The sequence below is a fragment of the Acidovorax kalamii genome (assembly GCF_002245625.1).
Classification (GTDB): domain Bacteria; phylum Pseudomonadota; class Gammaproteobacteria; order Burkholderiales; family Burkholderiaceae_C; genus Acidovorax; species Acidovorax kalamii.
Genome location: NZ_NOIG01000010.1, coordinates 237,485 through 263,133, shown reverse-complemented (window position 1 = coordinate 263,133; position 25,649 = coordinate 237,485). Strand labels below are relative to the sequence as shown.

The following is a 25,649-nucleotide window of genomic DNA, read 5'->3' as shown; positions in this document are numbered from 1 at the left end:
CACCATCGTAGCGGCCCCGTCCACGCACAAAGAAAAACGCCCCCTGCAACGTCCATCAGGATCTGCAGGAGGCATCGGCACAACGCTCAGGCCTTGGCGGCCGCCAAGTCAAACCGGTCCAGGTTCATCACCTTGGTCCAGGCGCGGACGAAGTCCTGCACAAACACCGCCTGCGCATCGCTGCTGGCATAGACCTCGGCCAGCGCGCGCAGCACGGAGTTGGAGCCAAACACCAGATCGGCCACCATGCCGGTCCATTTTTTGGCGCCTGTGCTGCGGTCCACACCTTCCAGCACACCCGCCGAGGTGGCGGACTTCTGCCACTGGGTGCGCATGTCGAGCAGGTTCACGAAGAAATCGTTGCTCAAGGTGCCGGGGCGCTGCGTAAAGACACCATGGGCCGTCTGCCCTACATTGGCACCCAGCACGCGCAGGCCACCCACCAGCACCGTCATTTCCGGCGCGGTCAGGGTCAGCTGGTTGGCGCGGTCTACCAGCAACTCGGCCACAGCGCCTTCCAGGCCGGGGCGCACGTAGTTGCGGAAACCATCGGCCACAGGCTCCATGACCTCGAACGACGGCACATCGGTCTGCTCCTGCGAGGCATCGGTGCGGCCGGGGGTGAAAGGCACGGTCACATCCTGCCCGGCATGCTTCGCTGCGGCCTCGACGGCGGCGCCACCGGCCAGCACGATAAGGTCGGCCAGCGATATCTTCTTGCCGCCGGTCTGCGCGGCATTGAAGTCGCGCTGGATGGCTTCGAGCCGGCCTAGCACCTTGGCCAGTTGTACAGGCTGGTTCACGGCCCAGTCCTTCTGCGGTGCAAGGCGGATGCGCGCGCCATTGGCGCCGCCGCGCTTGTCGCCGCCCCGGAAGGTGGAGGCCGAGGCCCACGCCGTGGACACCAGCTCCGAAATGGACAGGCCCGATGCCAGCACCTGGGCCTTGAGCGCAGCAATATCCTGTGCATCGACCAGTGCGTGGTCCACTGCCGGGATCGGGTCTTGCCACACCAGCACTTCGGCGGGCACTTCAGCGCCCAGGTACCGCGCACGGGGGCCCATGTCGCGGTGCGTGAGCTTGAACCAGGCACGCGCAAACGCGTCGGCAAACTGCTCAGGGTGGGCCAAAAAGCGGCGCGAAATCTTTTCGTAGGCCGGGTCAAAGCGCAGCGACAGGTCGGTGGTGAGCATGGTGGGCACCAGCTTTTTCGACGGGTCGTGTGCGTGCGGGATCGTCGCCGCAGCCCCCTTGGCGGTCCACTGGTGGGCGCCCGCCGGGCTCTTGGTCAACTCCCATTCGTAGCCGAACAGGTTTTCAAAGAAGTTGTTGCTCCACTGTGTAGGCGTGGTGGTCCAGGTCACTTCCAGGCCACTGGTGATGGTGTCGCCCCCCTTGCCTGACCCATGGCTGCTCTTCCAGCCAAGGCCCTGCTCCTCGATGCCTGCACCCTCGGGCTCCTTGCCCACCAGGGCCGCGTCGCCCGCACCATGGGTCTTGCCAAAGGTATGGCCGCCAGCAATCAGCGCCACCGTTTCTTCATCGTCCATGGCCATGCGCGCGAAGGTGTCGCGGATGTCGCGTGCGGCGGCGATGGGGTCGGGGTTGCCGTTGGGGCCCTCGGGGTTCACGTAGATCAGCCCCATCTGCACGGCGGCCAAGGGGTTGGCCAGGTCGCGCTCGCCGCTGTAACGCTTGTCGCCGCCCAGCCAGGTGGATTCTGCGCCCCAGTACACGTTTTCATCGGGTTCCCACACGTCGGGGCGGCCACCAGCAAAACCAAAGGTCTTGAAGCCCATGGATTCCAGCGCCACGTTGCCCGCGAGGATCATCAGGTCGGCCCACGAAATCTTGCGGCCGTATTTCTGCTTGACCGGCCAGAGCAGGCGGCGGGCCTTGTCCAGATTGGCGTTGTCGGGCCAGCTGTTGAGCGGCGCAAAACGCTGCTGCCCAGCCCCTGCGCCACCACGCCCGTCCGCCAGGCGGTAGGTGCCCGCGCTGTGCCAGGCCATGCGCACAAATAGCGGGCCGTAGTGACCAAAGTCTGCGGGCCACCAGTCCTGCGAGTCGGTCATCAGGGCGCGCAGGTCGGCCTTGAGCGCTGCAAGATCGAGGCTCTTGAATTCCTCGGCGTAATTGAAGCCGTCTCCCATCGGGTCGGTCAGCGGCGAGTTCTGGTTCAGGGGGCGGAGATTGAGCTGGTTGGGCCACCAGTCGGCATTGCGGGGGCCCGTGGGCACGGCCTTGGTGTGGTCAAAGGGGCACTTGGCTTCGGTGGTCATGGGGCATCTCCTGTAAGAACGTGAATGAACGCATCAACAGGGCAGATGGTAGGAAGCAATCGATGACAGGTAAATTGAATCGATTGAATCCCATTAATAGCCAATTTCAATAGAACATTGAAACACCATTGATTTCCCTGAACCCCAGGTTGGCTGAAGCTGTGTTGCCAGCTTCAACGCAAGCGCGCCAGCGGCAGTCCGGGTGCACCCATGTCAGCCCGCAAGATGCGCCCATGGGTGGAGTCCGTGACATACACCGTGGTGCGCCCTGCCCCGCCAAAGGCGAGATTGGTGGTGGAACTACCCGGCGCGCCGCGCAGCACCTGCACTGGCTCCGCCCGGTGGTTGAGCACCCACACATAGCCCAGGCCGGGGTTGGCCACCAGCAAGCGGCCTTCGGTATCCACAGCCAAGCCGTCCGGGCCACTGGGGCCATATGAGGTAAAGAACTGGCTGACCTTGGCCACGCTGCCATCGGGCAGCAGCGGCACGCGCCACACGCAGTTGCCACGCGTCACAGCCAGATAGAGCACGCGGCCATCGGGCGACAGAGCCACGCCGTTGGGGCTGGGCACGTTGTGCAGCAGCAAGTCGAGCTGTCCGTTGGCCCGCAGGCGGTACAGACGGCCACTCGGGTCGTGCAAGCCGCTTTGGCCCTGGTCGGTGAAATACAGGTTACCTTCCGCGTCAAAGATCAGGTCGTTCACCCCCTTGAAGCGCTCGCTGTTGCGGCGCTGAAGGTACGGGGTGACGGCGCCCGTGGTCTCGTCGAGCTGCATCAGGCCGTTCTTGTAATCGGTGATGAGCAGCGCGCCAGGCTTCAAGAACTTCAGGCCGTTGGGCTCACCGTCGTACTCGGCCACGAGCGTCCATTCGCCTTGGGGGTTGATGCGGAAAACGCGACCCCAGGGGATGTCGCTGACGTACAGGTTGCCAGCCTCATCGAACACCGGGCCTTCGAGGAACGAATCGGTGATGGTGCCGCCCCGGTTGGCATCGGCCCAGTCGCTGCGCTCGCGGCGGCGAAAGTGCTCGGGCATGGTGGTGAAGACGTCGAGGTCCCGGACCTCCGGGGCTTGCAGCAAAAACATGGCGGAGGCTTTCGGATCGTTCAGTGAGGGTCGCTCAAGCAGCGGCATCAAAACCATACAGCCGCGCCGGGTTGTCGACCAGGATACGGTCCATGGACGCGTCGCTGCCAGCCCAGGCCTGCAGCAGGTCCACCAGATCGGCGTCGTTCACGGTGCCGGGTGTCTCGGTGGTGTGCGGCCAGTCGCTGCCCCACACCAGGCGGTCGGGCGCGGCCTGCACCAGGGCCTGGCCCAACGGCAGGGTATCTGCATAACTGGGGCCATGCACGGTTGATCGCATGTAGGCGCCCGAGAGCTTGACCCAGGTGTTGCCACCATCCAGCAGCCTGCGCACCACGCCATAGGCCTGCGCAGCGGGGCCTTCAGCCGGGTCGATGCGGCCCAGGTGGTCGATGACCAACGGCACGGGCAGGGTTTGCAACTGGGGCGCCAACTCGATGAGTTGCTCAGGGTGCACAAAAATCTGGATATGCCAGCCCGCGCAGGCCGGGTGCTCGGCCACCTTGCGCGCCAGCGTGGCCAGCATTTCAGGCGTGGTGGTGCCCCACGATTGCGGCGAGACAAAGTTGACCCGCAGCCCGCGCACGCGGCGTACGGCCAGATGGGCCAGTTCATCCGCGCTCACACCCTCACCCACCACGGCCACGCCGCGCGCAGCGTCGCCCAGCTGGTCCAGCGCATCCAGCGTGCAGGCGTTGTCAGTGCCGTAGGTGGAGGGCGTGACCACCACCGTGCGCGTGGTGCCCAGCCGCTCCTGAAGCTGACGATACGCCGCCACAGGCGCCACCGGCGGCGTGCGCGGCCAGTGGCTCGATGGCGCAAAGCGCGGGTCAAAGATGTGCATGTGGCTGTCGCAAGCGCCGGGCGGCAGCTGGCGCTGCGGGCGGTTCAGGCCCACCGAGTGGGGCACGGGGGTCATTGCTTTTCAATACCCACTTTGACCGCCACAGACTCCCATAGCTGGGCATCTGCCTTCAGCTTGTCCGCAAAGGCAGTTCCACTGAGCACGCTGGGCACGGCGCCGAGGTCTGTAGCAAAGGTCTGAAGATCGGCACTGGCCATGGCTTTGGTGATTTCCTGGCGCAGCTTGTCCAGTACCGCCTCTGGCGTGCCCTTGGGAGCCCACAGGCCGGTGAAATTGACCACTTTGTAGCCCGGCGCACCCGCTTGGGCAAACGTGGGCACATCGGGCACAGCCTTGAGCCGCTGCTCGCCGCTCACTGCCAGCAGGCGCACCTTGCCGCCACGCACCTGCCCCATCACGCCTGGGGTCGATGCAATCTGGAAGTCGATGGTCCCGCCCAGCAACGCCAAGGTGGCTTCCCCAGCGCCTTTGAAGGGCACGTGGGTGGCCTTGAGGCCGCTGGCACCTTGCAATGCTTCTGTGGCGAAGTGGGGCATGGTGCCCGCTCCGCCGGTGCCGTAGTTGAGCTTGCCCGGGTTGGCTTGGGAATACGCCACCAGATCGCCCAGTGTTTTGAACGGGGAGTTGGCGGCCACCACCACGGTGGTGGGGGCGAAGTTGAAACCGGCCACAGGCACCAGGTCGTTGGCGTAGTCCCAAGGCAGCTTCTTGAACACCTGGGGCAGGATGGAGTAGGTGGTGTCATTGGCCAAAAGCGTGTAGCCATCGCCCGGCGAACGCGCCACCTGGTTGGCACCGATGGTGCCCGTGCCACCCGCCTTGTTTTCGACAAAGAAGCTCTGGCCGGTTTGCTCTGTGAGCTTTTGGGCAATGCGTCGGGTCACCTGATCGACCGCACCGCCGGGTGGGTATGGCACCACGATCTTGACGGCTTTGTCCGGGTAGGCGGTTTGTGCCATGGCATGGGCCATAGCGAAGGTCAGCGCAAGGGCTGCGCCCAGTGAGGTGTGAATGCGTTGCATGAGAGTCTCCTTGTATGTAGCTCAATCTGCTTTGAGGTCGAGCGCTTTGGCCATCTGGCCATAGGTGGTCACTTCGCGGGCCACGCGGCTGGCAAAGGCATTGCCGCAGACCGATTCGGCGTCCAGCCCCAGGCCACGCAGCTTGTCGATGGCCGATGCGCTCTTGGCAAAGTCGGCCGCCGTGCGCTCCAGCGCCTGGGCAATGGGCTCGGGCAGGCCTGCGGGGGCCAGCACGCCGTACCACACGTCGGCAGCGTATTTGCCACCGCCTGCCTCGGCAAACGTCGGCACGTCGGGCACCAGGGTTGAGCGCTTAGGTGCGCCCACGGCCAGCACACGCAGCTTGCCGCTCTGGATCTGCGGCAGCACCGAGCCCAAGGTGGCAAACGAGCTGTCGAGCTGGCCGCCCATCAGGTCCGTCACCACGGGTGCAGCGCCCTTGTAGGGCACATGGTTGAGCTGCAGGCCCTGGGCACGGGCAAACATCTCGGTGGCAAAGTGGCCTGAGCTGCCCACTCCGGCCGTGCCTGCGGTCACGCGGCCGGGCTCGGCGCGGGCCTTGGCCTGATAGTCGGCCAGGGTCTTCACCGGCAGGCTGGGGGCCACCACCAGCACCGTGGGGCTGCTGGCCACCGTGCACAGCGGGCGGAAAGACTTCACCGCGTCAAACTTGATACGGCCCTGGTACAGCCCCGGAATCATGGCGTGGTTGGTGGCGCCAAACAGCAGCGTGTAGCCATCGGCCGGTGCACTGGCCACGGCCTGCGCGGCAATGATGGTGCCCGCGCCCGGCTTGTTGTCGATGATGAACGGCTGGCCCAGCGCCTTGCTGGCGTGGTCGGCAAACGCGCGCGCCACCACATCGGTGGGGCCGCCTGCGGCAAAGCCCACCACCAGCTTCACGGGCTTGGTCGGGTAGGTCGCTGCGCCCGTTTGCGCCTGGGCGGTGCCAGATGCTACCAAAACAATAGCTACTAGCGCTTGACTGATAGGCGCCAAAGGCATTTTTTGCTCCAACATGGCGAAGACTCCCTCAATCCATGCGGATGCCAGCAGTGCGAATCACCTCGGCCCACTTGGTGGTTTCGGCTTTCAAGAAGGCGCTGAACTCCTGCGCGCTGGAACCCACGCCCTGCACACCCAGTTCGGCAAAGCGCTTCTTCATCTCGGGGCTGGCCACGATGGCACGGGTTTCGGCCTCCAGCCGCTCCAGCACAGGGCGCGGTGTGCCTGCGGGGGCGAACAAGCCGTTCCACTCGCTGACCTGAAAACCGGGCACGCCCGACTCGGCCACGGTGGGCACGGACTCCCATCCCTCGGCGCGGCGGGGCGACGAGATGGCCAGCGCCCGCAGCTTGCCGCTTTTGACGAATGGGCCGCTGGCCGTGGTGGCACTGAACATCACATCCACCTGCCCACCGATCAGATCAGTGAGCGCGGGCGCCCCGCCTCGGTACGGGATATGGGTGATGGCCACTTTTTGTCCCTGCTTGAACAGCTCGCCCGCCAGATGCTGCGCGCCGCCGTTGCCAGCCGATGCGTAGGTCAAGTGGCCTGGCCGCGCCTTGGCGGCCTTGGCCACATCGGCCACCGACTGGAAGGGCGAGTTGGCGGGCACCACCATGAGCAGTGGCACCTGCAGCACCAGCGAGATGGGCGCAAAGTCTTTGGTCGCATCAAACGGCAGCTTGGGGAACAGGCTGGGGTTGACGGTGAAGGCCGTGGCATCGAGCAGCAGCGTGTAGCCATCGGCCGGGGCCTTGGCCACAGCCGTGGCACCAATCGTGCCGCTGCCGCCAGGGCGGTTGTCCACCACCACCTGCTGGCCCAGGCGCTGGCCTAGTTGCGTGGCCAGCAGGCGTGCGGTGTTGTCGGCATTGCCGCCAGCAGGGTACGGCACCACCAGCTTGAGGGGCTTGTCCGGCCAGGCTCCTTGGGCCTGCGCAGGCGCTGCGCCTAGCGTGCCTGCAGCGCCGGTTACTACCAAAACCATAGCTGCCAGCGCTTTATTTACGAGCGCTATCGGCCTATTTTTCTTGAAGTTTTGTTGCATGTTTCTTGTCTCCAGGGGGCCGGTGCCGCACAACGCTTCAGCGTGCGCGGCACCGGCCCCTTTGTTGTTGTGGATGGGAATATGCGATCAGGCAGCCACGGCGCTGCGTGCCAGCACGGCCAGCAGATTCTTCGCGGCGCCCACGCCCATGTTCACGTAGGCGTCGCTCGTCACACCGCCGATGTGGGGGCTGAGGACGAAGTTCTTCTCGCCCTGGAATGGGTGGCCTGCCGTCATGGGCTCCACCGCAAAGCTGTCGAGCCCCGCAGCCATGACCTGGCCCGAGCGCACGGCCGCCAGCAACGCAGCCTCGTCGATCAGACCGCCGCGTGCGGTGTTCACCACAATCACGCCGCGCTTGCATTGCGCCAGCGTGGTGGCGTTGAGCATGCCCCGGTTGTCGTCGGTCAGCGGGCAGTGCAGCGAAATGGCATCTGACTCGCGCCAGATGGTCTCCAGGTCCACCACCTGTACGTACGCGGGCAGGTTTTTGGCAAACGGATCGAAGCCGATCACGCGCATGCCCAGGGCGTCGGCCATCTTGGCAAAGCGCAGGCCGATGGCGCCCAGGCCCACCAGGCCCACGGTGCGGCCACCCAGTTCCAGGCTCTTGTGCGTGGCCTTGTCCCAGTGGCCGGCGTGCATGCGCGCATCGAGTTGCACCACCGATTTGGCGCAGGCCATCAGCAGCGCCAGCGCCTGCTCGGCCACGGCGGCGGCGTTGGCGCCCACGGCGGCCACCACTTCAATGCCACGGGCTTTGGCGGCGACCTTGTCGATGGTGTCGGTGCCGCTGCCATGCTTGGAGATGACCTTGAGCGCAGGGGCTGCGTCCATCACCGCAGCGCCGACCTTGCCGTAGCGCACGATCATGGCCACAGGGTTGTGCGTGCGGCACAAGGCCACCAGGTCCTCTTCCGTCGGCGCCTTGCCTGCATAGACGATTGCGTAGCCCGTGAGCAGGTCGAGGGCTTGTTGCGCCAGATCGGCGCCAGTGACGATGATGGTGGGCTGGCTCACAGGGTTTCTCCTTCTTTCAGCACGCCAGCGGCGCGCAGGGCGGCGGGCAGCCACTTCGCGGCGGTGTCGCCCCGGGCAATGGCTTCGATGCGGGCGGCTTCGTCGGCCACCTTCTTGTCTGCCAGGGCCATCATGGCGGGGGCTTTTTGGCGCTCGATGACGACCACGCCATCGGCGTCGCCCACCACCAGGTCACCGGGGTTCACGGTGGCGCCACCGGCGCTGATGGGGTGGTTGATGCGGCCGGGCACAAATTTGGTGGGGCCTGCGGGGTTGAAGCCCGCGCTGAACACCGGGAAGTCCAGTTCCAGAATCTCCAGCTTGTCGCGGATGGACGCATCCACGATCACACCTGCCAGGCCGCGCTTCTTGCACGCGCTGAGCATCAGCGTGCCCATCAGCGCGGCGGTCTGGTCGCCCTTGCCGTCGATCACCAGCACGTCGCCCGGCTGGGCCAGGGCGATGGCAGCGTGGATCATGAGGTTGTCGCCGGGGCGCACCTCCACGGTGAAGGCGGGGCCAGCCACCTTCATGCTCTGGTGCACAGGCGCCACGCGGCCATGCATGGTGCCGCGGCGGCCTGCCACGTCGGACAGGATGGCGGCCTGGAAGGTGGAGGCTTTGGCCACGACGTCGGCGCCCACACGCTCGATGGTGCGGATGATTTCAGGGAGTTGGTTCATGGTTGTTCCATCAGGTAGAAAAGTAAAAGGGGTGGAGGGGGCTGGCAGGCGCACCCATCAGTCGGCCTGGATGTTTCCGTCTTTGATCACCTTGGCCCACTTGGCGGAGTCGGCCTTTTGCAGGTCGCCCAGCTGCTGGGGCGTGCCCCCCACCAGCGTCACGCCCAGCTTGTCGGCCAGGGCCACCACGGCAGGGTCTTTCAGGGCCTTGTTGATTTCCTGGTTCAGGCGCTGCACCACGGCCGTGGGCGTCCTGGCGGGCGCGAAAACGGCCTGCCACTGCTCCACCACAAAGTCCTTCATGCCGACCTCGCCCATCGTGGGCACGGATGGCAGCGACTTGAGGCGCTGGGCCGACGTGACGGCCAGCGCACGCAGCTTGCCCGCCTGTACATGGGGCAGCGCGGCGGCGGCGGGTGCAAACATGAACTGCACCTGCTCGGCCAGCGTGTCCTGCAGCGCCGGGGTGTCGCCCTTGTAGGGCACATGGATGAAGCGCGCGCCGGTTTGCTGCTGCAGCAGCTCGCCCTGCATCTGCAGGATGGTGCCGTTGCCGCCCGAGGCAAACGCCAGCTTGCCCGGCTGCGCCTTGGCTGCGGCCAGCAGGTCGGCCACGGTCTTGAACGGCTGGTTGGCCCCCACCACCAGGATGTGCGGGATGGTGCCCACGGTGACCACGGGCTCGAACGCCGCAATGTGGTCGTAAGGCAGTTTGGGCATGAGGTGCGGCGCAATCGCCTGCGGGCCGATGGAGGTGCCCAGCAGCGTCAGGCCGTCTGGCTGCGCCTTGGCCACAAAGGCTGCGCCAATGGTGCCGGTGGCGCCCGCCTTGTTGTCCACGACCACGTTGGTGGCCAATGCCGGGCCCAGGCGCTGCGCGATGTTGCGGCCCAGCACGTCGGTGCTGCCGCCTGCAGGGTACGGCACAACCCAGGTTATGAGTTTGCCGCCGGGCCAGTCGGCCTGGGCCCATGCAGGGGCGGCCAGCATGGCGCCCCCCAGGGCCAGCAGGCTGCGACGGGAGATGTGATGGAGGGGGCGTGAAGTGGGGGTCATGGCAATGCCTTCCAAACAATCAAACAAGGGGTTTCACAGCGGTCGGCCGAAGCCGTAGAGCGCCTGCGGGTTATTCACAAGCACCTGGCGCAGCAGCGCGGGGCCGCCGCAGGCTGCGGTCCAGTCCGCGAGGCGGTCCACCTGGCGGGCGTCATCGGGCAGGGGCTGTACGCCAGCCGTTGCCGTGGCGTGTGGCCAGTCGCTGCCCCACAGCACACGCCCGGGCGCACAGTGCAGGTAGCTGGCGGCCAGCGCATCCAGCAGCGGGTCTTCCACCGAATGCATGCTGCTCACGATGTAGCCACCAGACAGCTTCACCCACGCCTGCCCGCTTTGCAGCAGCCCCAGCAGCACCGCATGTGCGGCATGGTGCGCGGCCTGCACGGGGGGGATGCGCCCAAAGTGGTCAAACACCAGCGGCACGGGCAACTGCCGCAGCACGGCGCCCAGCCCGGCCAGCAGATCCGGCGGCATCAGCAGCTGCAAATGCCAGCCCCAGGGCGCAATGCGCTGGGCCAGCGGCACGATGGAATCCACCGAGCCGGACACCCCCAGCGACAGGTTCAGCCGCACGCCGCGCACGCCGGCGGCGTGCAGCTGCTGCAACTCGGCATCGCTTTCGTGCCCGTCGATCACCGCCACGCCACGTGCCTCCACGCCCATGGCTGCGAATGCGGCCAGCCCTGCAAGCAGGCAGCGGTTGTCGGTGCCATAGGTCGAGGGCGTGACCAGCACCACCCGCGTGGTGCCGATGCGCCGCTGCATCGCGCGGTAGTCCTGCGCTGACGCATCGGGCGGCAGCAGCCTGGCGCCTGGTGCGGCAGGAAAGCGCTGGTCGTACACATGCACATGGCAGTCGCAAGCCCGGGCGGGCAGTGCCGTGCGCGGCACGGTGGTGCCCGCCGAGAACGGTACGGGCGTGACAAGGCAATCGCGGGACATGGCGATGGCTGTGTGAGCGTGGGTGGGGCTGCGGCGCGGGCGACGCTGTCAGTCCAGGCTGGCGCCCGAATCCTTCACGATCTTGGCCCAGCGCGGCACTTCGGCTTTGAGCAGCTGGCTGAACTGCTCGGCCGTGCCGCCCAACACCTCACCGCCTTCAGAACGCAGCTTGTCAGCCACATCGGGCTGCTGCAGGGCCGCGTTGATGGCCTTGTTGAGCTGCGCCACGATGGGGGCTGGTGTACCGGCGGGTGCCAGGATGCCGAACCAGGTCACAGCCTCGAAGCCCTTGTAGCCGGACTCGGCCAGCGTGGGCACATCGGGCAGCTGGGGCGAGCGCTTGGCCGAGGTGATGGCAATGACCTTGAGCTTGCCGTTGCGCACCTGGCCCAGCAGCGTGGGCACGGACGACATGTACAGGTCGATCTGCCCGCCCACCAGGTCCGTCATGGCCTGGGCGGCGCCTTTGTAGGGGATGTGGCGCAGCTTGATGCCCGCCGCGTCTTCCGCCAGCTCGCCCGCCAGGTGGGCCACAGTGCCATTGCCTGAATAGCCCAGCGTGAGCGCATCGGGCTTGCCCTTGGCGGCGGCCACCACATCGGCATACGACTTGAAGGGCGAATTGGCGGGCGCAGCCATCACGATGGGCGAGGACGACACGAGGGCCACAGGCACCAGGTCCTTGATCGGGTCGTAGGGCAGCTTGGGATAGAGCGTGGGGTTGATGGCCAGGTTGCTCGTCTGGCCCATGACCAGCGTGTAGCCATCGGCAGGCGACTTGGCCGCGGCGTCCACCCCCAGGTTGCCGCCTGCGCCGGGGCGGTTGTCCACGATCACGTTCCACTTGTTCTGGTCGGTGAGCTTTTGCGCCACGGTGCGCGCAATCATGTCGGTGCCGCCGCCGGGCGGGAACGGCACGATGAGGCGGATGGGCTTGCCCGGAAAGGCCTGCGCCAGAGCGGCCCCGGTGGGCACTGCAGCGGCGGCCAGGCCCAGAATGGCAGCGCACAGGGAGCGCGAAAGTGAAGTGAAGGCGGTCATGGATTTGTCTCCGTTGTGGTGGTTCGTCACGCCGGTCTGCAGGGCCTTTGTTGTGATCCGTGTTCTGGTCCAGCGCCGTGGGTGCGACTGTACGCAGACGTTTCAACCCATACAATGCAGTTGCATACAATGAAACGAATTGCGCCATGAGCAACCGTCCCACCAAGCCCTCCCGGCCCCCCGCCCCCACCCTCGCACTTACGCCCGCGCCCCACCCCATGGCTCCGGCCGATGCAGAACCTGGCGGTGGTGTCATCGCCGTCACACGCGCCCTGCAGGTGCTGGAGGCGTTTGCACTGGGTGAATCGAGCCTGTCTCTGGCCGAGCTGAGCCGCCGCTGCAGCCTGCACAAGACCACCGTGCTGCGCCTGGCACGCACGCTGGCGCAGTCGGGCTTCATGGTGCAGCGCGAAGACGGCGACTGGCGCCTGGGGCCCGCTGCTGGCTGGCTGGGCGCGCGCTACCAGGCCGGTTTTGATGTGCAGAACGTGCTGGAGCCCGCGCTGCGTGAGCTGACCCTTGCCACGGGCGAAAGCGCTGCCTTTTACGTGCGTGAAGGCAATGTGCGGACCTGCCTGGTGCGCGTGGAAGGCCCGCAGGCCCTGCGCCACCACGCCCGCATAGGCGAAGGCCTGCCACTCGACAAAGGCTCGCCAGGCCGCGTGATCCTGGCGTTTTCGGGCGAGCCGGGCAAGGCCTACGAAGAGATCCGCAGGAAGGGCTACCACTGGTCGATTGGCGAGCGCGAACAGGGTGTGGCCACCGTGTCGGCGCCAGTCTTCGGCATGCACTGGCGGCTGATGGGCTCGGTGTGCATCTCGGGCCCGGCATCGCGACTGCCAGCGGAAAAACTCGAAGCGCTGGCACAGACGGTGATGGCGGCTGCCACACAGCTGTCGTATGCACTGGCGGGCAACTCGGCCGCACCCGCGCAAAGCCCCGTACGAGCCACCCAGTGGCATCCCTGATACTTGCCCCGCAACCCGAACCACAAACAACCATAGGAGACCGCCGTGAGCCGCTACCCCTTCCCCGACCTGAACACCCTGCCCGAAGACATCCGCGCACGCATCGTGGAAGTGCAGGAGAAGGCGGGTTTCATCCCCAACGTGTTCCTGGCATTTGCGCGCCGCCCGGCCGAGTGGCGCGCGTTCTTCGCGTACCACGATGCACTCATGCTGAAAGAAGAAGGCAGCCTGACCAAGGGCGAGCGCGAGATGATCGTCACCACCACCAGCGCGGCCAACCAGTGCCTGTATTGCGTGGTGGCGCACGGCGCGATCCTGCGCATTTATGAAAAGAAACCCCTCATCGCCGACCAGGTGGCCGTGAACTACCGCAAGGCCGACATCAGCCCTCGCGAACGCGCCATGCTCGACTTTGCGATGAAGGTCTGCCAGCGCTCGCACGAGATCGAGGACGCCGACTTCGCTGCGCTGCACGCCCACGGCTTTGACGACGAGGACATCTGGGACATCGCGGCCATCACCGCGTTCTTTGGGCTGAGCAACCGCATGGCCAGCTTTGCAGGCATGTTGCCCAACCCCGAGTTCTATCTGATGGGACGGGTGCCGAAACAAAAGGCCTGACACCCGGCCTGACGACCGCTCCGGCGCTTCACCCGCAAGCAATGGAGCCCTTGCAAGGAGAGCCCATTAATGCTGAACGAGCTGGAGTACCAGACTTTTTTCCAGGGATACAGCCTGACAGACGCCGCTGTCAGGTCGCGTGACACGTTCAGTTTTCTGCTCAGGGAAAACCAGCCAGACGAGGGGTGTTCACAAGACTCAGACACCGGCAAACAAATTCGTCTGATCAACTTCTTTGTCAATGCCGAGCCCACACGCCGCATCGGTTGTGGTCAATACCTGGGATTTCTACGCTCCAAGCTGGCCGTTGCCCATCACCCTGTCGAACAGGCTGTGTTGATTGACAGCACGGGCGAAGTGGCCGTTCTGGGTGGTGGCAAAAATGACATGGAGCAGCAAATTGAGTATGGCCCCGATGGGCCTCGTCGTGGCTCCATCACGTGCGCCTCGACACTGTTTGGCCATGTCTATGTGGCGGGGCCATGGCGCACCATCGCCCGCCGAATCGGCGTAGATCAATGGGAATCACTGTGCGCCGATTCCATCCTTCCCAAACCCGGCACGGGGAAAAGCCTCGAATTTGGCACGGACTGGGGCTTCCAGTCTGTGGACGGGTTTGCTTCCAACGATCTGTATGCCGCTGGCGGCTACGGAGACCTATGGCGATACAACGGGCATCGCTGGCTGCAGTGCGCGTTGCCGTCCAGAATGCTGCTGCACAACGTGTGTTGCGCAGGTGACGGCCATGTTTATGTTGGCGCCCAGGGCGGCTCGGTGCTCCGAGGCCGGGAAGACCGTTGGGAAATCATCCACGAGGGCCGTATGACGCTGCCGTTCAAGGACATGGTCTGGTACGGCGGCAGGGTCTGGTGCACCTCGGACTATGGCCTTTGGCAGATCGCCGGGGGCGAACTGGTAGAGGCGGACGTGCCGCACGCGGTGCATTCCTGCGCAGGCAATCTGTCAGTGGGTGACGGCGTGATGCTCCTGGCGGGCATCTACGGCGCCACGGTCTTCGATGGCCAGCGGTGGACGCCGGTCATAGACAGGCTCGCTTTCACCAGGCAGGGCTGACAGGGCCTACGCGTCAGCCGCAACCAGCGCCCGCATCCAGTCCGGTAGCGGTGCCGCCTTCTGCTGCGGGAAGTCCACCCAGATGGTGGTGGCCCCGCCTGCCGCGCAGATCACGCCCGGCTGGTCGGCGCGTTCCATCGTGCCCCAGGTCTCGAACGTGGTGCGGCCCGGGTCGCTCACGTAGAGCTTGAGCAGCACATCGGCCGGGTATTCGAGCTGCTTGTAGAAGTTGCAGAACGCATTGACGATGACCGGCCCCTGCCCGCGCGGGTCGGGGTTGCAGCCCACCGACACCATCCAGTCGATGCGCGCGGTTTCCAGGTACCTAAAGTACACCGTGTTGTTGACGTGGCCCATTGCGTCCATGTCGCCCCAGCGCACGGGGAAGCGCGTCTCAAAGACCAGCTTTTTGACCTCGGGGATTTCGATCTTCATACAGCGAAGCCATCGTCCGCCGCAATCACCGCGCCGTTGATGAAATGGCTCTGGTCGCTGGCCAGCATGACCAGCAGCGCGTCCAGGTCCTGCGGGCTGCCCACGCGCTTGCGCGGGAGCATGGCGATGAGTTTCTGGCCTTGCTCGGTGTCCCAGTGGTGGTGGTTGATTTCGGTGTCGATGTAGCCCGGGCAGATGGCATTGGTGTTGATGCCGAACTTGCCCCACTCCATGGCCATGGCCCGGGTCATCTGCACCACGGCGGCCTTGCTCATGCAGTAGGCGCCGATCTGCGGCAGCACCTTGAGGCCTGCCATCGAGGCGATGTTGATGATGCGCCCACCGGTGAAGCTGCCCGGCGCCGCACCGCGCGAGCGGGCCAGCATGCGCTTGCCGACCTCTTGCGCCACAAAGAACGCGCCCTTCACATTGGTGTCAAAGATGAAGTCGTAGTCCTCGGGCGTCACGTCCTGCAGGCGTTGCGTGGTGCTCACGCCCGAGTTGTTGATCAGGATGTCGATGGAGCCCATCTCGGTCTCGGCATGGGCCACGGCGGATTTGATGGAGGCATGGTCGGTCACGTCCAGCTCGATCACATGGGCGTCACCGCCCTCGCCTTCGATGCGGGCGCGCAGTTCCTTGAGCTTTTCTACCCGGCGGCTGGCCAGCACCACCCCGGCTCCGGCACGCGCCAGGGTGCGCGCAAACTGCGCGCCCAGGCCACTCGATGCGCCGGTGATGAAAGCGACGCGGCCCGACAAGTCGATGCTGTATGCCATTTAGAGTCTCCCCACTGATCAAAAAAGAACGGTCGTTCGATTGTCCATATTCCGTGAATACAATCAGTCGCCAGACAGACAGGGTCCGGCCCATGCTCTGCCGACAATAGTCCATTATCAAACGCCCGACGAGAAGCCCATGACAAACGAAGAAATCCTCGCCCAATATGGCCCCCGCGAATCCATGGAATACGACGTGGTGGTCGTTGGCGGCGGCCCTGGCGGCTTGGCCACAGCCATCCGCCTGAAGCAATTGGCGGCCGAAAAAGGCCAGGATGTCTCGGTCGTGGTGCTCGAAAAAGGCTCCGAGCCCGGCGCGCACATTCTGTCGGGCGCCATCATGGACCCCAAGGCTCTGACCGAGCTGATCCCCGACTGGAAGAAGCGCGGCGCTCCGCTGAACCAGCCCGTCACCGACGACGCCTACATCTTCCTGTCTGAAAAATCGGGCTTTCGCGTGCCCAACATGTTCCTGCCGCCGTTTGCGCAGAACCATGGCAACTACATCATCAGCCTGGGTAACCTGACCAAGTGGCTGGGCGAACAGGCCGAAGCCCTGGGCGTGGAGATCTTCCCCGGTTTCACCGCTGCCGAAGTGCTCTACAACGACAACGGCTCTGTCAAGGGCGTGGCCACCGGCAATATGGGCATCGGCAAGGACGGCGAGCCCACCGAGAACTTCCAGCTGGGCATGGAGCTGCTGGGCAAGTACACCGTGTTTGCCGAAGGCGCACGCGGCCACCTGGGCAAGCAGCTGATCGCCAAGTTCCACCTCGACAAGCACCGCGACCCCCAAAGCTTTGGCATCGGCGTGAAGGAACTGTGGGAAATCGACCCCAAGAAGCACCAGCCCGGTTTTGTGATGCACACCGCGGGCTGGCCCATGGAGAACGACACCTACGGCGGCGCCTTCCTGTACCACCTGGAGGGCAACAAGGTGGCCCTGGGCTTCGTCACCGGCCTGGGTTATGCCAACCCTTACCTGAGCCCGTTCGAGGAATTCCAGCGTTGGAAGACGCACCCCAACGTCCGCTACTACTTCGAGAACGAGAAGGGCGAGATCACGGCCAAGCGCCTGTCGTATGGCGCGCGCGCCATCAACGCCAGCGGCATCAACGCCCTGCCCAAGACGGTGTTCCCGGGCGGCGCCCTGGTGGGCTGCAATGCGGGCTACCTGAACGTGGGCCGCATCAAGGGCAGCCACGCCGCCATCAAGACCGGCATGCTGGCCGCCGAAGCCGCCTATGACGCCGTGGTGGCAGGCCGCCAGCACGACGAGCTGACGGCCTACCCCGAAGCCTTTGAAAAGAGCTGGCTCTACACCGAGCTGAACAAGGACCGCAACTTCAAGAACTGGTTCAAGTACGGCCTGACCACGGCCACACTGATGAACGGTTTCGAGCAGTTCGTGCTGCGCGGCCACATCCCCTGGACGCTGCACCGCGACAAGCCAGACCACGCCTACCTGAAGCCCGCTGCCGAGTGCAAGCCCATCGTCTACCCCAAGCCCGATGGCAAGCTCACGTTTGACCGCCTCTCCAGCGTATTCATCAGCAACACCAACCACGAAGAGAACCAGCCCGCCCACCTCACGCTCAAGGACGCGAGCGTGCCGGTCAACATCAACCTGAGCAAGTACGCAGGCCCCGAGGCCCGCTACTGCCCTGCCGGGGTGTACGAGTTTGTGGCCGACGAAGCCAAGGGCGGCAACGCCCAACGCCTGCAGATCAACGCGCAGAACTGCGTGCACTGCAAGACCTGCGACATCAAGGACCCCACGCAGAACATCGTATGGGTCACCCCCGAAGGCGGCGGCGGCCCGAACTACTCGGGCATGTAATCAAAATTGATAGCAAACAATGCTTGAGGGGCCCGCGCAGGGCCCCTTTTTTATCGATTTTTACACTGCCCGGGCGAGCTGAAACTGCCCCATGGCCCCGGCCAGCCGGTTGGCCTGGTCCTTGAGGCTTTGCGCTGCCGCCGCGCCCTCTTCCACCAGCGCGGCGTTCTGCTGGGTCATGTGGTCGAGCTGGTCCACCGCCTGGCTCACCTGGCCGATCTGCGTGCTCTGCTCGCTGCTGGCCTCGTTGATCTCGGACATCAGCGTGGTCACGCGCTCCACGCTGTGCACGATGTCCCCCATGGTGGAGCCCGCAGTCACCACCAGTTTGGCGCCATCGCTTACCTTGGCCACGCTGTCAGAGATGAGCGCCTTGATCTCGCGCGCCGCATTGGCGCTGCGCCCGGCCAGGCCACGCACCTCGCTGGCCACCACGGCAAAGCCACGCCCCTGCTCGCCCGCCCGCGCGGCCTCCACGGCAGCGTTGAGCGCCAGGATGTTGGTCTGGAACGCAATGCCGTCGATGATGCCCACGATGTCGGCAATCTTCTTGCTGCTGGCGTTGATCTCTTCCATGGTCTTGACCACCTGGTGGACCACTTCGCCGCCCTTGCTGGCCACCTCGGTAGCGTTGAGCGCCAGGGCATTGGCCTGGCGCGTGCTGTCGGCATTGGCCGCCACCATTTGCGCCAGCTGGGAAATGCTGGCCGCCGTCTGCTGCAGGTTGCTGGCGGCGTGTTCGGTGCGCATGCTCAGGTCGGTGTTTCCCGCCGCCACTTCGGAGCTGGCCACATGGATGGACTCGCCCGAGTCGCGCACCTCGGTCACCACGTAGTGCAAGGACTCCACCATGCGGTTGAGCGCCACGAGCAACTGGCCGATCTCGTCGGTACGCTGTGTGTCCATGCGCACCGTGAGATCGCCCCGCGCCACCACGGCAGCGGCGTCGGACGCCTGGCGCAGCGGCAGCACGATGGAGCGGCGCAGCAGCCAGCCAAACAGCGCCGACAGCCCCACCACCACCAACACGGCAATCGCGCTGATCCACTGCGCGCGCGAGGCGTCGCGCATCATGCTGTCGCCCGCCCGCAAAGACGCCTGCTCGGACGCAGCGAGCAGCTGGTCGATGGTCTGGAGGTACTGGGCCAGGGCGGCGGCATGCTCCTGCAGCTCCTTCTGGCTGATGATTTTGGCTTCGAGCGCGTTCTGGACCAGCGCATCGCGCAGCACCGCATAGCGCTGCCGCTCCGCCTGAGCCTGGGCCCACAGGGGCTTGGTGCTTTCGGCGGTCGATGCCTGGGCCAATGCCGCCTCGATGCGCTTGCGCTGGGCATCTTCGGCAGCCAGCTGCGTGCGCATTTCGGCCACCAGCGGGAACACATCCGACGACAGCGTGGCGCGCAGCGCAATCTGGCCAATGGCCACCGATTGCGTTTTCCAGTCGCGCACCGAGCGTTCGATGGGCAGCTGCTCCGCCGTCAGCAGTGCAGCCTGGCGGCCGGTGCCCTTACCCGTCAACCAGGTAGTGGCCCCCAGCAGCGCCACGGCCAGGCCCAGGATGCCAAAGCTGGCGGCGAGCTTCTGGCCCACGCTCAGGTTGCGGCTGCGCCGCCGGGCCGCTACGGGCGCCGGGGCCGCGTCGGCCCGTGGCGCCGGATGGGCCGCATCCACACGCGTTCCAGACAGGGAGGTGCCTTGAGACACACCAGATGTAGCGGGCAAGTAATTCATGCGTGTTCTCCTGGTTCATCCATGCCCCGCGCCCAGCGGAACCGGGGCGAGGCCGAGGGCAGCGCTGGCAGCAGCTGCAGCCAGCGCCCCGCTTTCATTGATGCAGTCAGTGCGCGACGCACTCTCCAAATCCGCCACCGCCGGGCGTGGAAATCTCGAACACATCGCCTGGCTCCATCAATGCAGCGCCGATGTGGCCCAGCTCCTCGACCTGGCCATTGGCGCGCAGCACCCGGTTGGCGCCCGCGCGCCCAGGCTGGCCGCCCGCCATGCCGAAAGCGGGGTTCAGGCGCCCGTTGGAGAGAATGCTGGCCGTCATCGCCTCGAGGAACCGTACCCGGCGCACGCCGCCATCCCCGCCCGCCCAGCGGCCGGCGCCGCCCGAGCCGCGCTGGATCTCGTAGCTATCGAGCACCACCGGGAAGCGGAACTCCAGCACCTCGGGGTCGGTCAGGCGTGAGTTGGTCATGTGGGTCTGGACCACGCTGGTGCCGTCAAAGCCGCGCACCGCCCGGCCCGAAGCATCCAGCACCGCGCCAGCACCACTGCCACCGGCAATGGTTTCGTAGTACTGGTACTGCGCATTGCCAAAGGTGAAGTTGTTCATGGTGGGCTGGCTGCCCGCCATCACGCCCAGGGCGCCGAACAGCGCGTTGGTGATGCAGGAGGAGGTCTCCACGTTGCCCGCCACCACCGAGGCGGGCGGGTTGGGATTGAGCATGGAGCCCTGCGGGATGATGACCTGCAGGGGCTTGAGGCACCCTGCATTGAGCGGAATGTCGTCGTCCACCAGTGTGCGGAACACATACAGCACGGCCGCCATGCACACGGCACGCGGGGCGTTGAAGTTGTTCATCTGCTGCGGGCTGGTGCCTGCAAAGTCGATGACCGCGCTGCGCTCGGCCACATTGACCTTGACCGACACGCTGATCTGCGCGCCGTTGTCCAGCGGCAGGGTGAACTGCCCGTCTTTGAGCTGCGTGATCACGCGGCGCACCGATTCTTCGGCGTTGTCCTGCACGTGGCACATGTAGGCCTGCACCACATCCAGGCCAAACTGGTCCACCATCTTCGACAGCTCTTGCACGCCCTTTTCGTTCGCTGCGATCTGCGCACGCAGGTCGGCCAGGTTCTGCTCGGGGTTGCGGCTGGGGTATGGCGTGGTGCCGCCCCCCGTTGCCAGCAGGTTGCGCACGGAGTCTTCCAGGAAGATGCCCCGGTCCACCAGCTTCACGTTGTTGATCTGCACGCCCTCCTCGTCAATGCGTGTGGAGAACGGTGGCATGGAGCCCGGCGTGGTGCCACCGATGTCGGCATGGTGGCCCCGGCTGCCCACATAAAACGTGGGTTCGTTGCCCTCGGCCACATACACCGGGGTGATCACCGTCACGTCCGGCAGATGGGTGCCGCCGTGGTACGGGTCGTTGAGCATGTACACATCGCCCGGATGCATCTTGCCCGCGTTCTCGCGGATCACGGTCTTGATGCTCTCGCCCATGCTGCCCAGGTGCACGGGCATGTGGGGTGCGTTGGCAATCAGGTTGCCTGCGGCATCGAACAGCGCGCAGCTGAAGTCCAGGCGCTCCTTGATGTTGACCGAGTACGCCGTGTTCTGCAGCTGCAGGCCCATCTGCTCGGCGATGTTCATGAACAGGTTGTTGAACACTTCGAGGAGCACCGGGTCCACCGTGGTGCCTGCGGCGTACTGCACCTTGCGGGCGGTCACGCGGTCCAGCACCAGGTGGTCCAGGTCGGTCAGGCGCGCAGACCAGCCAGGCTCCACCACGGTGGTGGTGTTCTTCTCGGCAATGATGGCGGGGCCCGGGATCACGTCGCCGGGGTGCAGGTCTTCGCGCACCACCAGCGCGGCAGTGTGCCATTCACCGCCCGAATACATGCGCACGCTTTCACGCTGTGGGTGCTTGCGGTGCGGGTGCACGGGCAGGTGCGGCTCGGCGGGGGCATCGCCTGCAATCATGGCCTCGACCGACACGGCCTCCACCACCAGGCCCTTGCCCGCCATCAGAAAGGCAAAGCGCTGGCGGTAGGCCTTTTCAAAGGCGGCCTGGATGCTGGCCAAGTCGCCAAACGGCACCACCAAGGCCGAGTCGGTGCCTTCGTAGCGCACATGCACGTTGTGGCGCACTTGCACCGGGTTGGCGCTGACCTGCTGGCGCTCCAGTTCGGCCTGGGCGGCGGTGCCCAAAGTCTCCAGCCGCTCGGCAATCAGGGGGAGCGAGGCAGCCGCCAGTGGCATCTCCACGGCTTGTTCGCGGATCACGGTCTGGTCGGCCAGGCCCATGCCGTAGGCACTGAGCACACCCGCCAGTGGGTGCACAAACACGCGCGACATGCCCAGAGCGTCGGCCACCAGGCAGGCGTGCTGGCCGCCTGCGCCGCCAAAACACTGCAAGGTGTAGCGTGTCACGTCGTAGCCGCGCGCCACGCTGATCTTCTTGATGGCGTTGGCCATCTGCTGCACGGCAATCTGGATGAAGCCTTCGGCCACTTCTTCGGGCTGGCGCTGGGTCTGGGTGGCGATCTCCTGGAAGCGGGCGCGCACCGCATCGGCGTCCAACGTTTCATTGGCCGCCGGGCCAAACACGCTGGGGAAGTAGCGCGGCTGCACCTTGCCCACCATCACGTTCGCATCGGTCACGGCCAGCGGGCCGCCCCGGCGGTAGCTCACCGGGCCCGGGTTGGCGCCAGCACTCTCGGGGCCCACGCGGAAGCGTGAGCCGTCATACGCCAGCACCGATCCGCCTCCCGCCGCCACCGTGTGGATGCTCATCATGGGCGCGCGCATGCGCACACCGGCCACATGGGTCTCGAACTCACGCTCGAACGCACCTGCGTAGTGACTCACGTCGGTGCTGGTGCCGCCCATGTCAAAGCCGATGACCTTTTCATGCCCAGCCAGGCCCGCCGTGCGCGCCATGCCGACGATGCCGCCTGCCGGGCCGGACAAGATCGCGTCCTTGCCCTGGAAGGTGCCCGCATCGGTGAGTCCGCCCGAGGACTGCATGAAGAACAGCTTGACGCCTGGCATCTCGCTGGCCACCTGCTCCACGTAGCGGCGCAGGATGGGCGACAGATACGCATCCACTACCGTGGTGTCGCCCCGGCTCACGAACTTCATCATGGGGCTGGTTTCGTGCGAGGTGCTGATCTGCGTGAAGCCGACCTCCTTGGCAATGCGCTTTGCCGCCTGCTCGTGCTGCGTGTAGCGATAGCCATGCATAAACACAATCGCCACGCTGCGCAGGCCACGCCCGTAGGCCGCCAACAGGTCGCCGCGCAGGGTGGCTTCGTCCAGGTTCTGCAGCAGGTTGCCATGGGCGCCCGTGCGCTCGCGGGCTTCGATGACCTCGGTGTAGAGCAGCTCGGGCAGCTGGATGTGGCGGTCGAACAAGCGCGGGCGGTTCTGGTAGGCGATGCGCAGCGCGTCCTTGAAGCCTTTGGTGGTGACCAGCAGCGTGGGTTCGCCCTTGCGCTCCAGGAGCGCATTGGTGGCCACGGTGGTGCCCATCTTCACGCACTCCACCCGCGCCGGGGTCACGGGCTCGCCGGGCTGCAGACCCAGCAGGTGGCGAATGCCCGCCACGGCGGCATCCTTGTACTGCTCGGGGTTTTCAGACAGCAGCTTGTGTGTGGTGAGCGAGCCGTCGGGCCGCTTGGCCACGATGTCGGTAAAGGTGCCGCCCCGGTCAATCCAGAACTGCCAGCGGTTGCCGGCCGGTGCGGTGGTCATGGTGGAGGGTGCTTGCATGGTGATTGGACTCACTGGTTAACGGATGAACTGACGGACTAACGGACTAGCGTCGGAAGTCGGACTAGCGTTGGAAGTAGTAGGGAATGAAAATCTTGTTGGCGTCGTTGCCCACCGACTGCACCCATTCGCGGGAGAAGCGTTCACCCAGGCGCTTGAGTTCGGTGTCCAGCTCGGCGGATGCGCGTTCGACCTTGATGCCCTTGCGCTGCAGCTCGCCTACCGACTCCTCGGCCACGGCGGCGCTCAGGGCCCAGCCACGTGTTTCGGCCTCTGCTGCCATCTGAGTCACGGCCTGGCGCGCGGCCGGGGGCAGTGCATCAAACGCCTGCTGGTTCACAAACACGATGTTCTTGGGTAGCCAGGCATTGATGCCGTAGTACTGCTTGATCTGGCCCCAGACCTGGTTCTCCACCCCGGTCAGTGCCGAGGTGATCATGGAGTCGAGCTTGCCCGCCGACAGCGCCTTGTTGACCTCGACCATGGGCACGTCCACCGGGGTGGCCCCCAGCAGCTCGGCAATGCGCACGGTGGCCGGGTTGTAGGTGCGCATGCGCGTGCCCTTGAAGTCGGCCGACGAGCGCACCGGCCCGATGGAGAACAGCCCCTGGGGCGGCCAGGGAACCGCATACAGGGCCTTGAGGCCCTTGGCTGCAAAGTGCCCGTCGATCAGCGGGCGCTGCAGATCCCACAGGCGGCGCGCATCGGCGTAGCTGCGCACCAGAAATGGCACGGTGTCGGCCCCTGCAATGGGCATGCCCTGCACCAGGCTGGTCATGATGGTTTCGCCCGCCTGGACCTTGCCGTCCTGTACGGCCTGGGGAATCTCGCCCAGCTTGAACAGCGCGTTGTTGGCATGGACCTCGATGCGCAGCGCCCCGCCCGAGGCGCGCTCCACGTCTTGCGCAAACTGCACCACATTGCGGGTGTGGAAGGACTCTGCGCGGTAGCCCGTGGCCAGCTTCCACTGGGTCTGGGCGTGCAGCACCGGGGCCACAGCAAGCGCGGCCAGCAACACAACGGCTTTCATGGGGGACTCCTGTGCAGGCTGGGCAGCAGTGCGGTGGATCAGCCCTGCATCTGGCGCGGCAGCCAGAGCACCACGTCGGGCACGAAGTAAGTCATGACGACCGCGACGATCATCAGGGCAAACAAGGGCAGCGCAGTGCGGGCGATCCAGGTGACTTCACGGCGCGTCATGCCCTGCAGCACGAACAGGTTGAAACCCACTGGCGGCGTGATCTGCGCCATCTCGACCACCAGCACGATGAAGATGCCGAACCACACCAGGTCAAAGCCCGCAGCCTCCACGGTGGGCAGCAGCACGGCAATGGTCAGCACCACCATGGAGATGCCATCCAGAAAGCAGCCCAGCAGGATGAAGAACACGATGAGCAGCAGCATCAACGCAAACGGCGAGAGGTGCAGTGCGCCGATGAACTCGGCCAGGTGCCGTGGCAGGCCGATAAAACCCATGGCCAGCGTGAGGAAGGCTGCGCCCGCCAGGATGAGGCCGATCATGCAGTACACACGGCAGGCAGCCACCAGGCCTTCCTTGAAGCGGGCCCAGTTGAGCGAGCCCTCGATCTTGGCCAGGATCAGCGACCCGGCCACACCCAGCGCTGCGGCCTCGGTGGCCGTGGCGATGCCGCTGTAGATGGCGCCCAGCACTACCACAATGAGCGACACCACAGGAATCAGATGGCGCGAGGCGTAGAGCTTCTGGGCAAAGCTCAGCTGGGCATCGGGCGCAGGCACCTTGTCCTTGTTGAACAGCGCCCACACGACGATGTAGCCCATGAACAGTGCGGCCAGCAGCAGGCCCGGAATCACGCCCGCCAGGAAGAGCTTGGAGATCGACACATTGGCCGCCACGCCATAGACGATCATGATGATCGAGGGCGGGATCAGCAGACCCAGCGTGCCAGCTCCGGCCAATGTGCCCACCGAAATTTCTTCGGGGTAGCCGCGCTGCTTGAGTTCAGGCAGCGTGATCTTGCCGATGGTGGCGCAGGTGGCGGCCGACGAACCCGAGATCGCGGCAAAGATGGTGCAACCCACCACGTTCACATGCAGCAGGCGGCCCGGCAGGCGCTCCAGCCACGGGGCCAGGCCCTTGAACATGCTGCTCGACAGCTTGCTGCGGAACAGGATCTCGCCCATCCACAGAAACAGGGGCAAAGCCGTCAGCGTCCAGCTGGAGGTAGACCCCCAGATGGTCAGCATCATGCTGTCGCCCACCGGGCGGTTGGTAAAAAGCTCCATGCCGACCAGGGCCACTGCCAGCAGTGACAGGCCGATCCACAGGCCCGAGCCGAGCACTGCAAACAGCACCACGATCAGGCCCAAAGCGATGATGACGTCCATGATGGTGTCT

At 65.5% G+C, this 25,649-nt stretch carries 21 protein-coding genes; 4 read left to right on the top strand and 17 right to left on the bottom strand.

The window, feature by feature from the left end; genetic code table 11:
• Positions 1-86: 86 nt before the first annotated feature.
• The 11 genes from katG to CBY09_RS16390 form a co-directional block, all read right to left on the bottom strand.
• Positions 87-2,282, bottom strand: a complete 2,196-nt coding sequence (gene katG / locus CBY09_RS16440) for a catalase/peroxidase HPI (RefSeq protein ID WP_094290659.1) — start codon at positions 2,280-2,282, stop codon at positions 87-89.
• A gap of 173 nt (positions 2,283-2,455) precedes the next feature.
• The gene (locus tag CBY09_RS16435; RefSeq protein WP_094290739.1) at positions 2,456-3,373 is read right to left on the bottom strand and encodes an SMP-30/gluconolactonase/LRE family protein; all 918 of its coding nucleotides are present in this window, start codon (positions 3,371-3,373) and stop codon (positions 2,456-2,458) included.
• 34 nt (positions 3,374-3,407) lie between these two features.
• Positions 3,408-4,292, bottom strand: a complete 885-nt coding sequence (locus CBY09_RS16430) for an amidohydrolase family protein (protein WP_094290658.1) — start codon at positions 4,290-4,292, stop codon at positions 3,408-3,410.
• Positions 4,289-5,260, bottom strand: coding sequence for a Bug family tripartite tricarboxylate transporter substrate binding protein (locus CBY09_RS16425; RefSeq protein WP_094290657.1), 972 nt, complete (start codon positions 5,258-5,260; stop codon positions 4,289-4,291). Before CBY09_RS16425 ends, CBY09_RS16430 begins: the two co-directional genes overlap by 4 nt.
• 21 nt (positions 5,261-5,281) lie before the next feature.
• Positions 5,282-6,280, bottom strand: a complete 999-nt coding sequence (locus tag CBY09_RS16420; protein WP_094290656.1) for a Bug family tripartite tricarboxylate transporter substrate binding protein — start codon at positions 6,278-6,280, stop codon at positions 5,282-5,284.
• 13 nt (positions 6,281-6,293) lie between these two features.
• Positions 6,294-7,253: a tripartite tricarboxylate transporter substrate binding protein gene (locus CBY09_RS16415; RefSeq protein WP_094290655.1), complete on the bottom strand. Its 960-nt coding sequence runs from the start codon at positions 7,251-7,253 to the stop codon at positions 6,294-6,296.
• 147 nt (positions 7,254-7,400) lie between these two features.
• Positions 7,401-8,333, bottom strand: a complete 933-nt coding sequence (locus CBY09_RS16410) for an NAD(P)-dependent oxidoreductase (protein WP_094290654.1) — start codon at positions 8,331-8,333, stop codon at positions 7,401-7,403.
• Positions 8,330-9,016, bottom strand: a complete 687-nt coding sequence (locus tag CBY09_RS16405; protein ID WP_094290653.1) for an RraA family protein — start codon at positions 9,014-9,016, stop codon at positions 8,330-8,332. The genes CBY09_RS16410 and CBY09_RS16405 overlap by 4 nt, the downstream gene beginning before the upstream one ends.
• Before the next feature lie 57 nt (positions 9,017-9,073).
• Positions 9,074-10,072: a Bug family tripartite tricarboxylate transporter substrate binding protein gene (locus tag CBY09_RS16400; RefSeq protein ID WP_094290738.1), complete on the bottom strand. Its 999-nt coding sequence runs from the start codon at positions 10,070-10,072 to the stop codon at positions 9,074-9,076.
• 33 nt (positions 10,073-10,105) lie between these two features.
• A complete protein-coding gene (locus tag CBY09_RS16395) occupies positions 10,106-11,014 on the bottom strand; it encodes an amidohydrolase family protein (RefSeq protein WP_094290652.1) in 909 nt (302 codons plus the stop codon).
• Positions 11,015-11,062: 48 nt separating this feature from the next.
• A complete protein-coding gene (locus CBY09_RS16390) occupies positions 11,063-12,055 on the bottom strand; it encodes a Bug family tripartite tricarboxylate transporter substrate binding protein (RefSeq protein ID WP_094290651.1) in 993 nt (330 codons plus the stop codon).
• Positions 12,056-12,201: 146 nt separating this feature from the next.
• Here CBY09_RS16390 and CBY09_RS16385 point away from each other — a divergent pair, with 146 nt between their 5' ends.
• From CBY09_RS16385 to CBY09_RS24145, 3 genes are all read left to right on the top strand, one after another.
• Complete coding sequence (locus tag CBY09_RS16385) at positions 12,202-13,023, top strand: IclR family transcriptional regulator (protein ID WP_420807456.1); 822 nt, start codon at positions 12,202-12,204, stop codon at positions 13,021-13,023.
• 45 nt (positions 13,024-13,068) lie between these two features.
• Positions 13,069-13,644: a peroxidase-related enzyme gene (locus CBY09_RS16380; protein WP_094290650.1), complete on the top strand. Its 576-nt coding sequence runs from the start codon at positions 13,069-13,071 to the stop codon at positions 13,642-13,644.
• 69 nt (positions 13,645-13,713) lie between these two features.
• On the top strand, positions 13,714-14,718 hold the full coding sequence (locus CBY09_RS24145) for a beta propeller repeat protein (RefSeq protein WP_094290649.1): 1,005 nt from the start codon (positions 13,714-13,716) through the stop codon (positions 14,716-14,718).
• Positions 14,719-14,724: 6 nt separating this feature from the next.
• Here CBY09_RS24145 and CBY09_RS16370 read toward each other — a convergent pair whose 3' ends face one another.
• Together CBY09_RS16370 and CBY09_RS16365 are read right to left on the bottom strand one after the other, a co-directional pair.
• Entirely contained in the window at positions 14,725-15,153 is a 429-nt protein-coding gene (locus CBY09_RS16370) for an acyl-CoA thioesterase (RefSeq protein WP_094290648.1), read from the bottom strand.
• The gene (locus CBY09_RS16365) at positions 15,150-15,932 is read right to left on the bottom strand and encodes an SDR family oxidoreductase (protein WP_094290647.1); all 783 of its coding nucleotides are present in this window, start codon (positions 15,930-15,932) and stop codon (positions 15,150-15,152) included. The genes CBY09_RS16370 and CBY09_RS16365 overlap by 4 nt, the downstream gene beginning before the upstream one ends.
• Before the next feature lie 139 nt (positions 15,933-16,071).
• Here CBY09_RS16365 and CBY09_RS16360 point away from each other — a divergent pair, with 139 nt between their 5' ends.
• Entirely contained in the window at positions 16,072-17,772 is a 1,701-nt protein-coding gene (locus CBY09_RS16360) for an electron transfer flavoprotein-ubiquinone oxidoreductase (protein ID WP_094290646.1), read from the top strand.
• Between the two features lie 60 nt (positions 17,773-17,832).
• On the opposite strand, the gene CBY09_RS16355 is transcribed toward CBY09_RS16360, so the two are convergent.
• From CBY09_RS16355 to CBY09_RS16340, 4 genes are all read right to left on the bottom strand, one after another.
• Positions 17,833-19,503: a methyl-accepting chemotaxis protein gene (locus CBY09_RS16355; RefSeq protein WP_094290645.1), complete on the bottom strand. Its 1,671-nt coding sequence runs from the start codon at positions 19,501-19,503 to the stop codon at positions 17,833-17,835.
• A 106-nt stretch (positions 19,504-19,609) separates the two neighbouring features.
• A complete protein-coding gene (locus tag CBY09_RS16350) occupies positions 19,610-23,272 on the bottom strand; it encodes a hydantoinase B/oxoprolinase family protein (protein ID WP_205734152.1) in 3,663 nt (1,220 codons plus the stop codon).
• Between the two features lie 64 nt (positions 23,273-23,336).
• Entirely contained in the window at positions 23,337-24,302 is a 966-nt protein-coding gene (locus CBY09_RS16345; RefSeq protein ID WP_094290644.1) for a TRAP transporter substrate-binding protein, read from the bottom strand.
• Positions 24,303-24,340: 38 nt separating this feature from the next.
• The gene (locus tag CBY09_RS16340) at positions 24,341-25,639 is read right to left on the bottom strand and encodes a TRAP transporter large permease (protein WP_094290643.1); all 1,299 of its coding nucleotides are present in this window, start codon (positions 25,637-25,639) and stop codon (positions 24,341-24,343) included.
• Positions 25,640-25,649 lie beyond the last annotated feature (10 nt).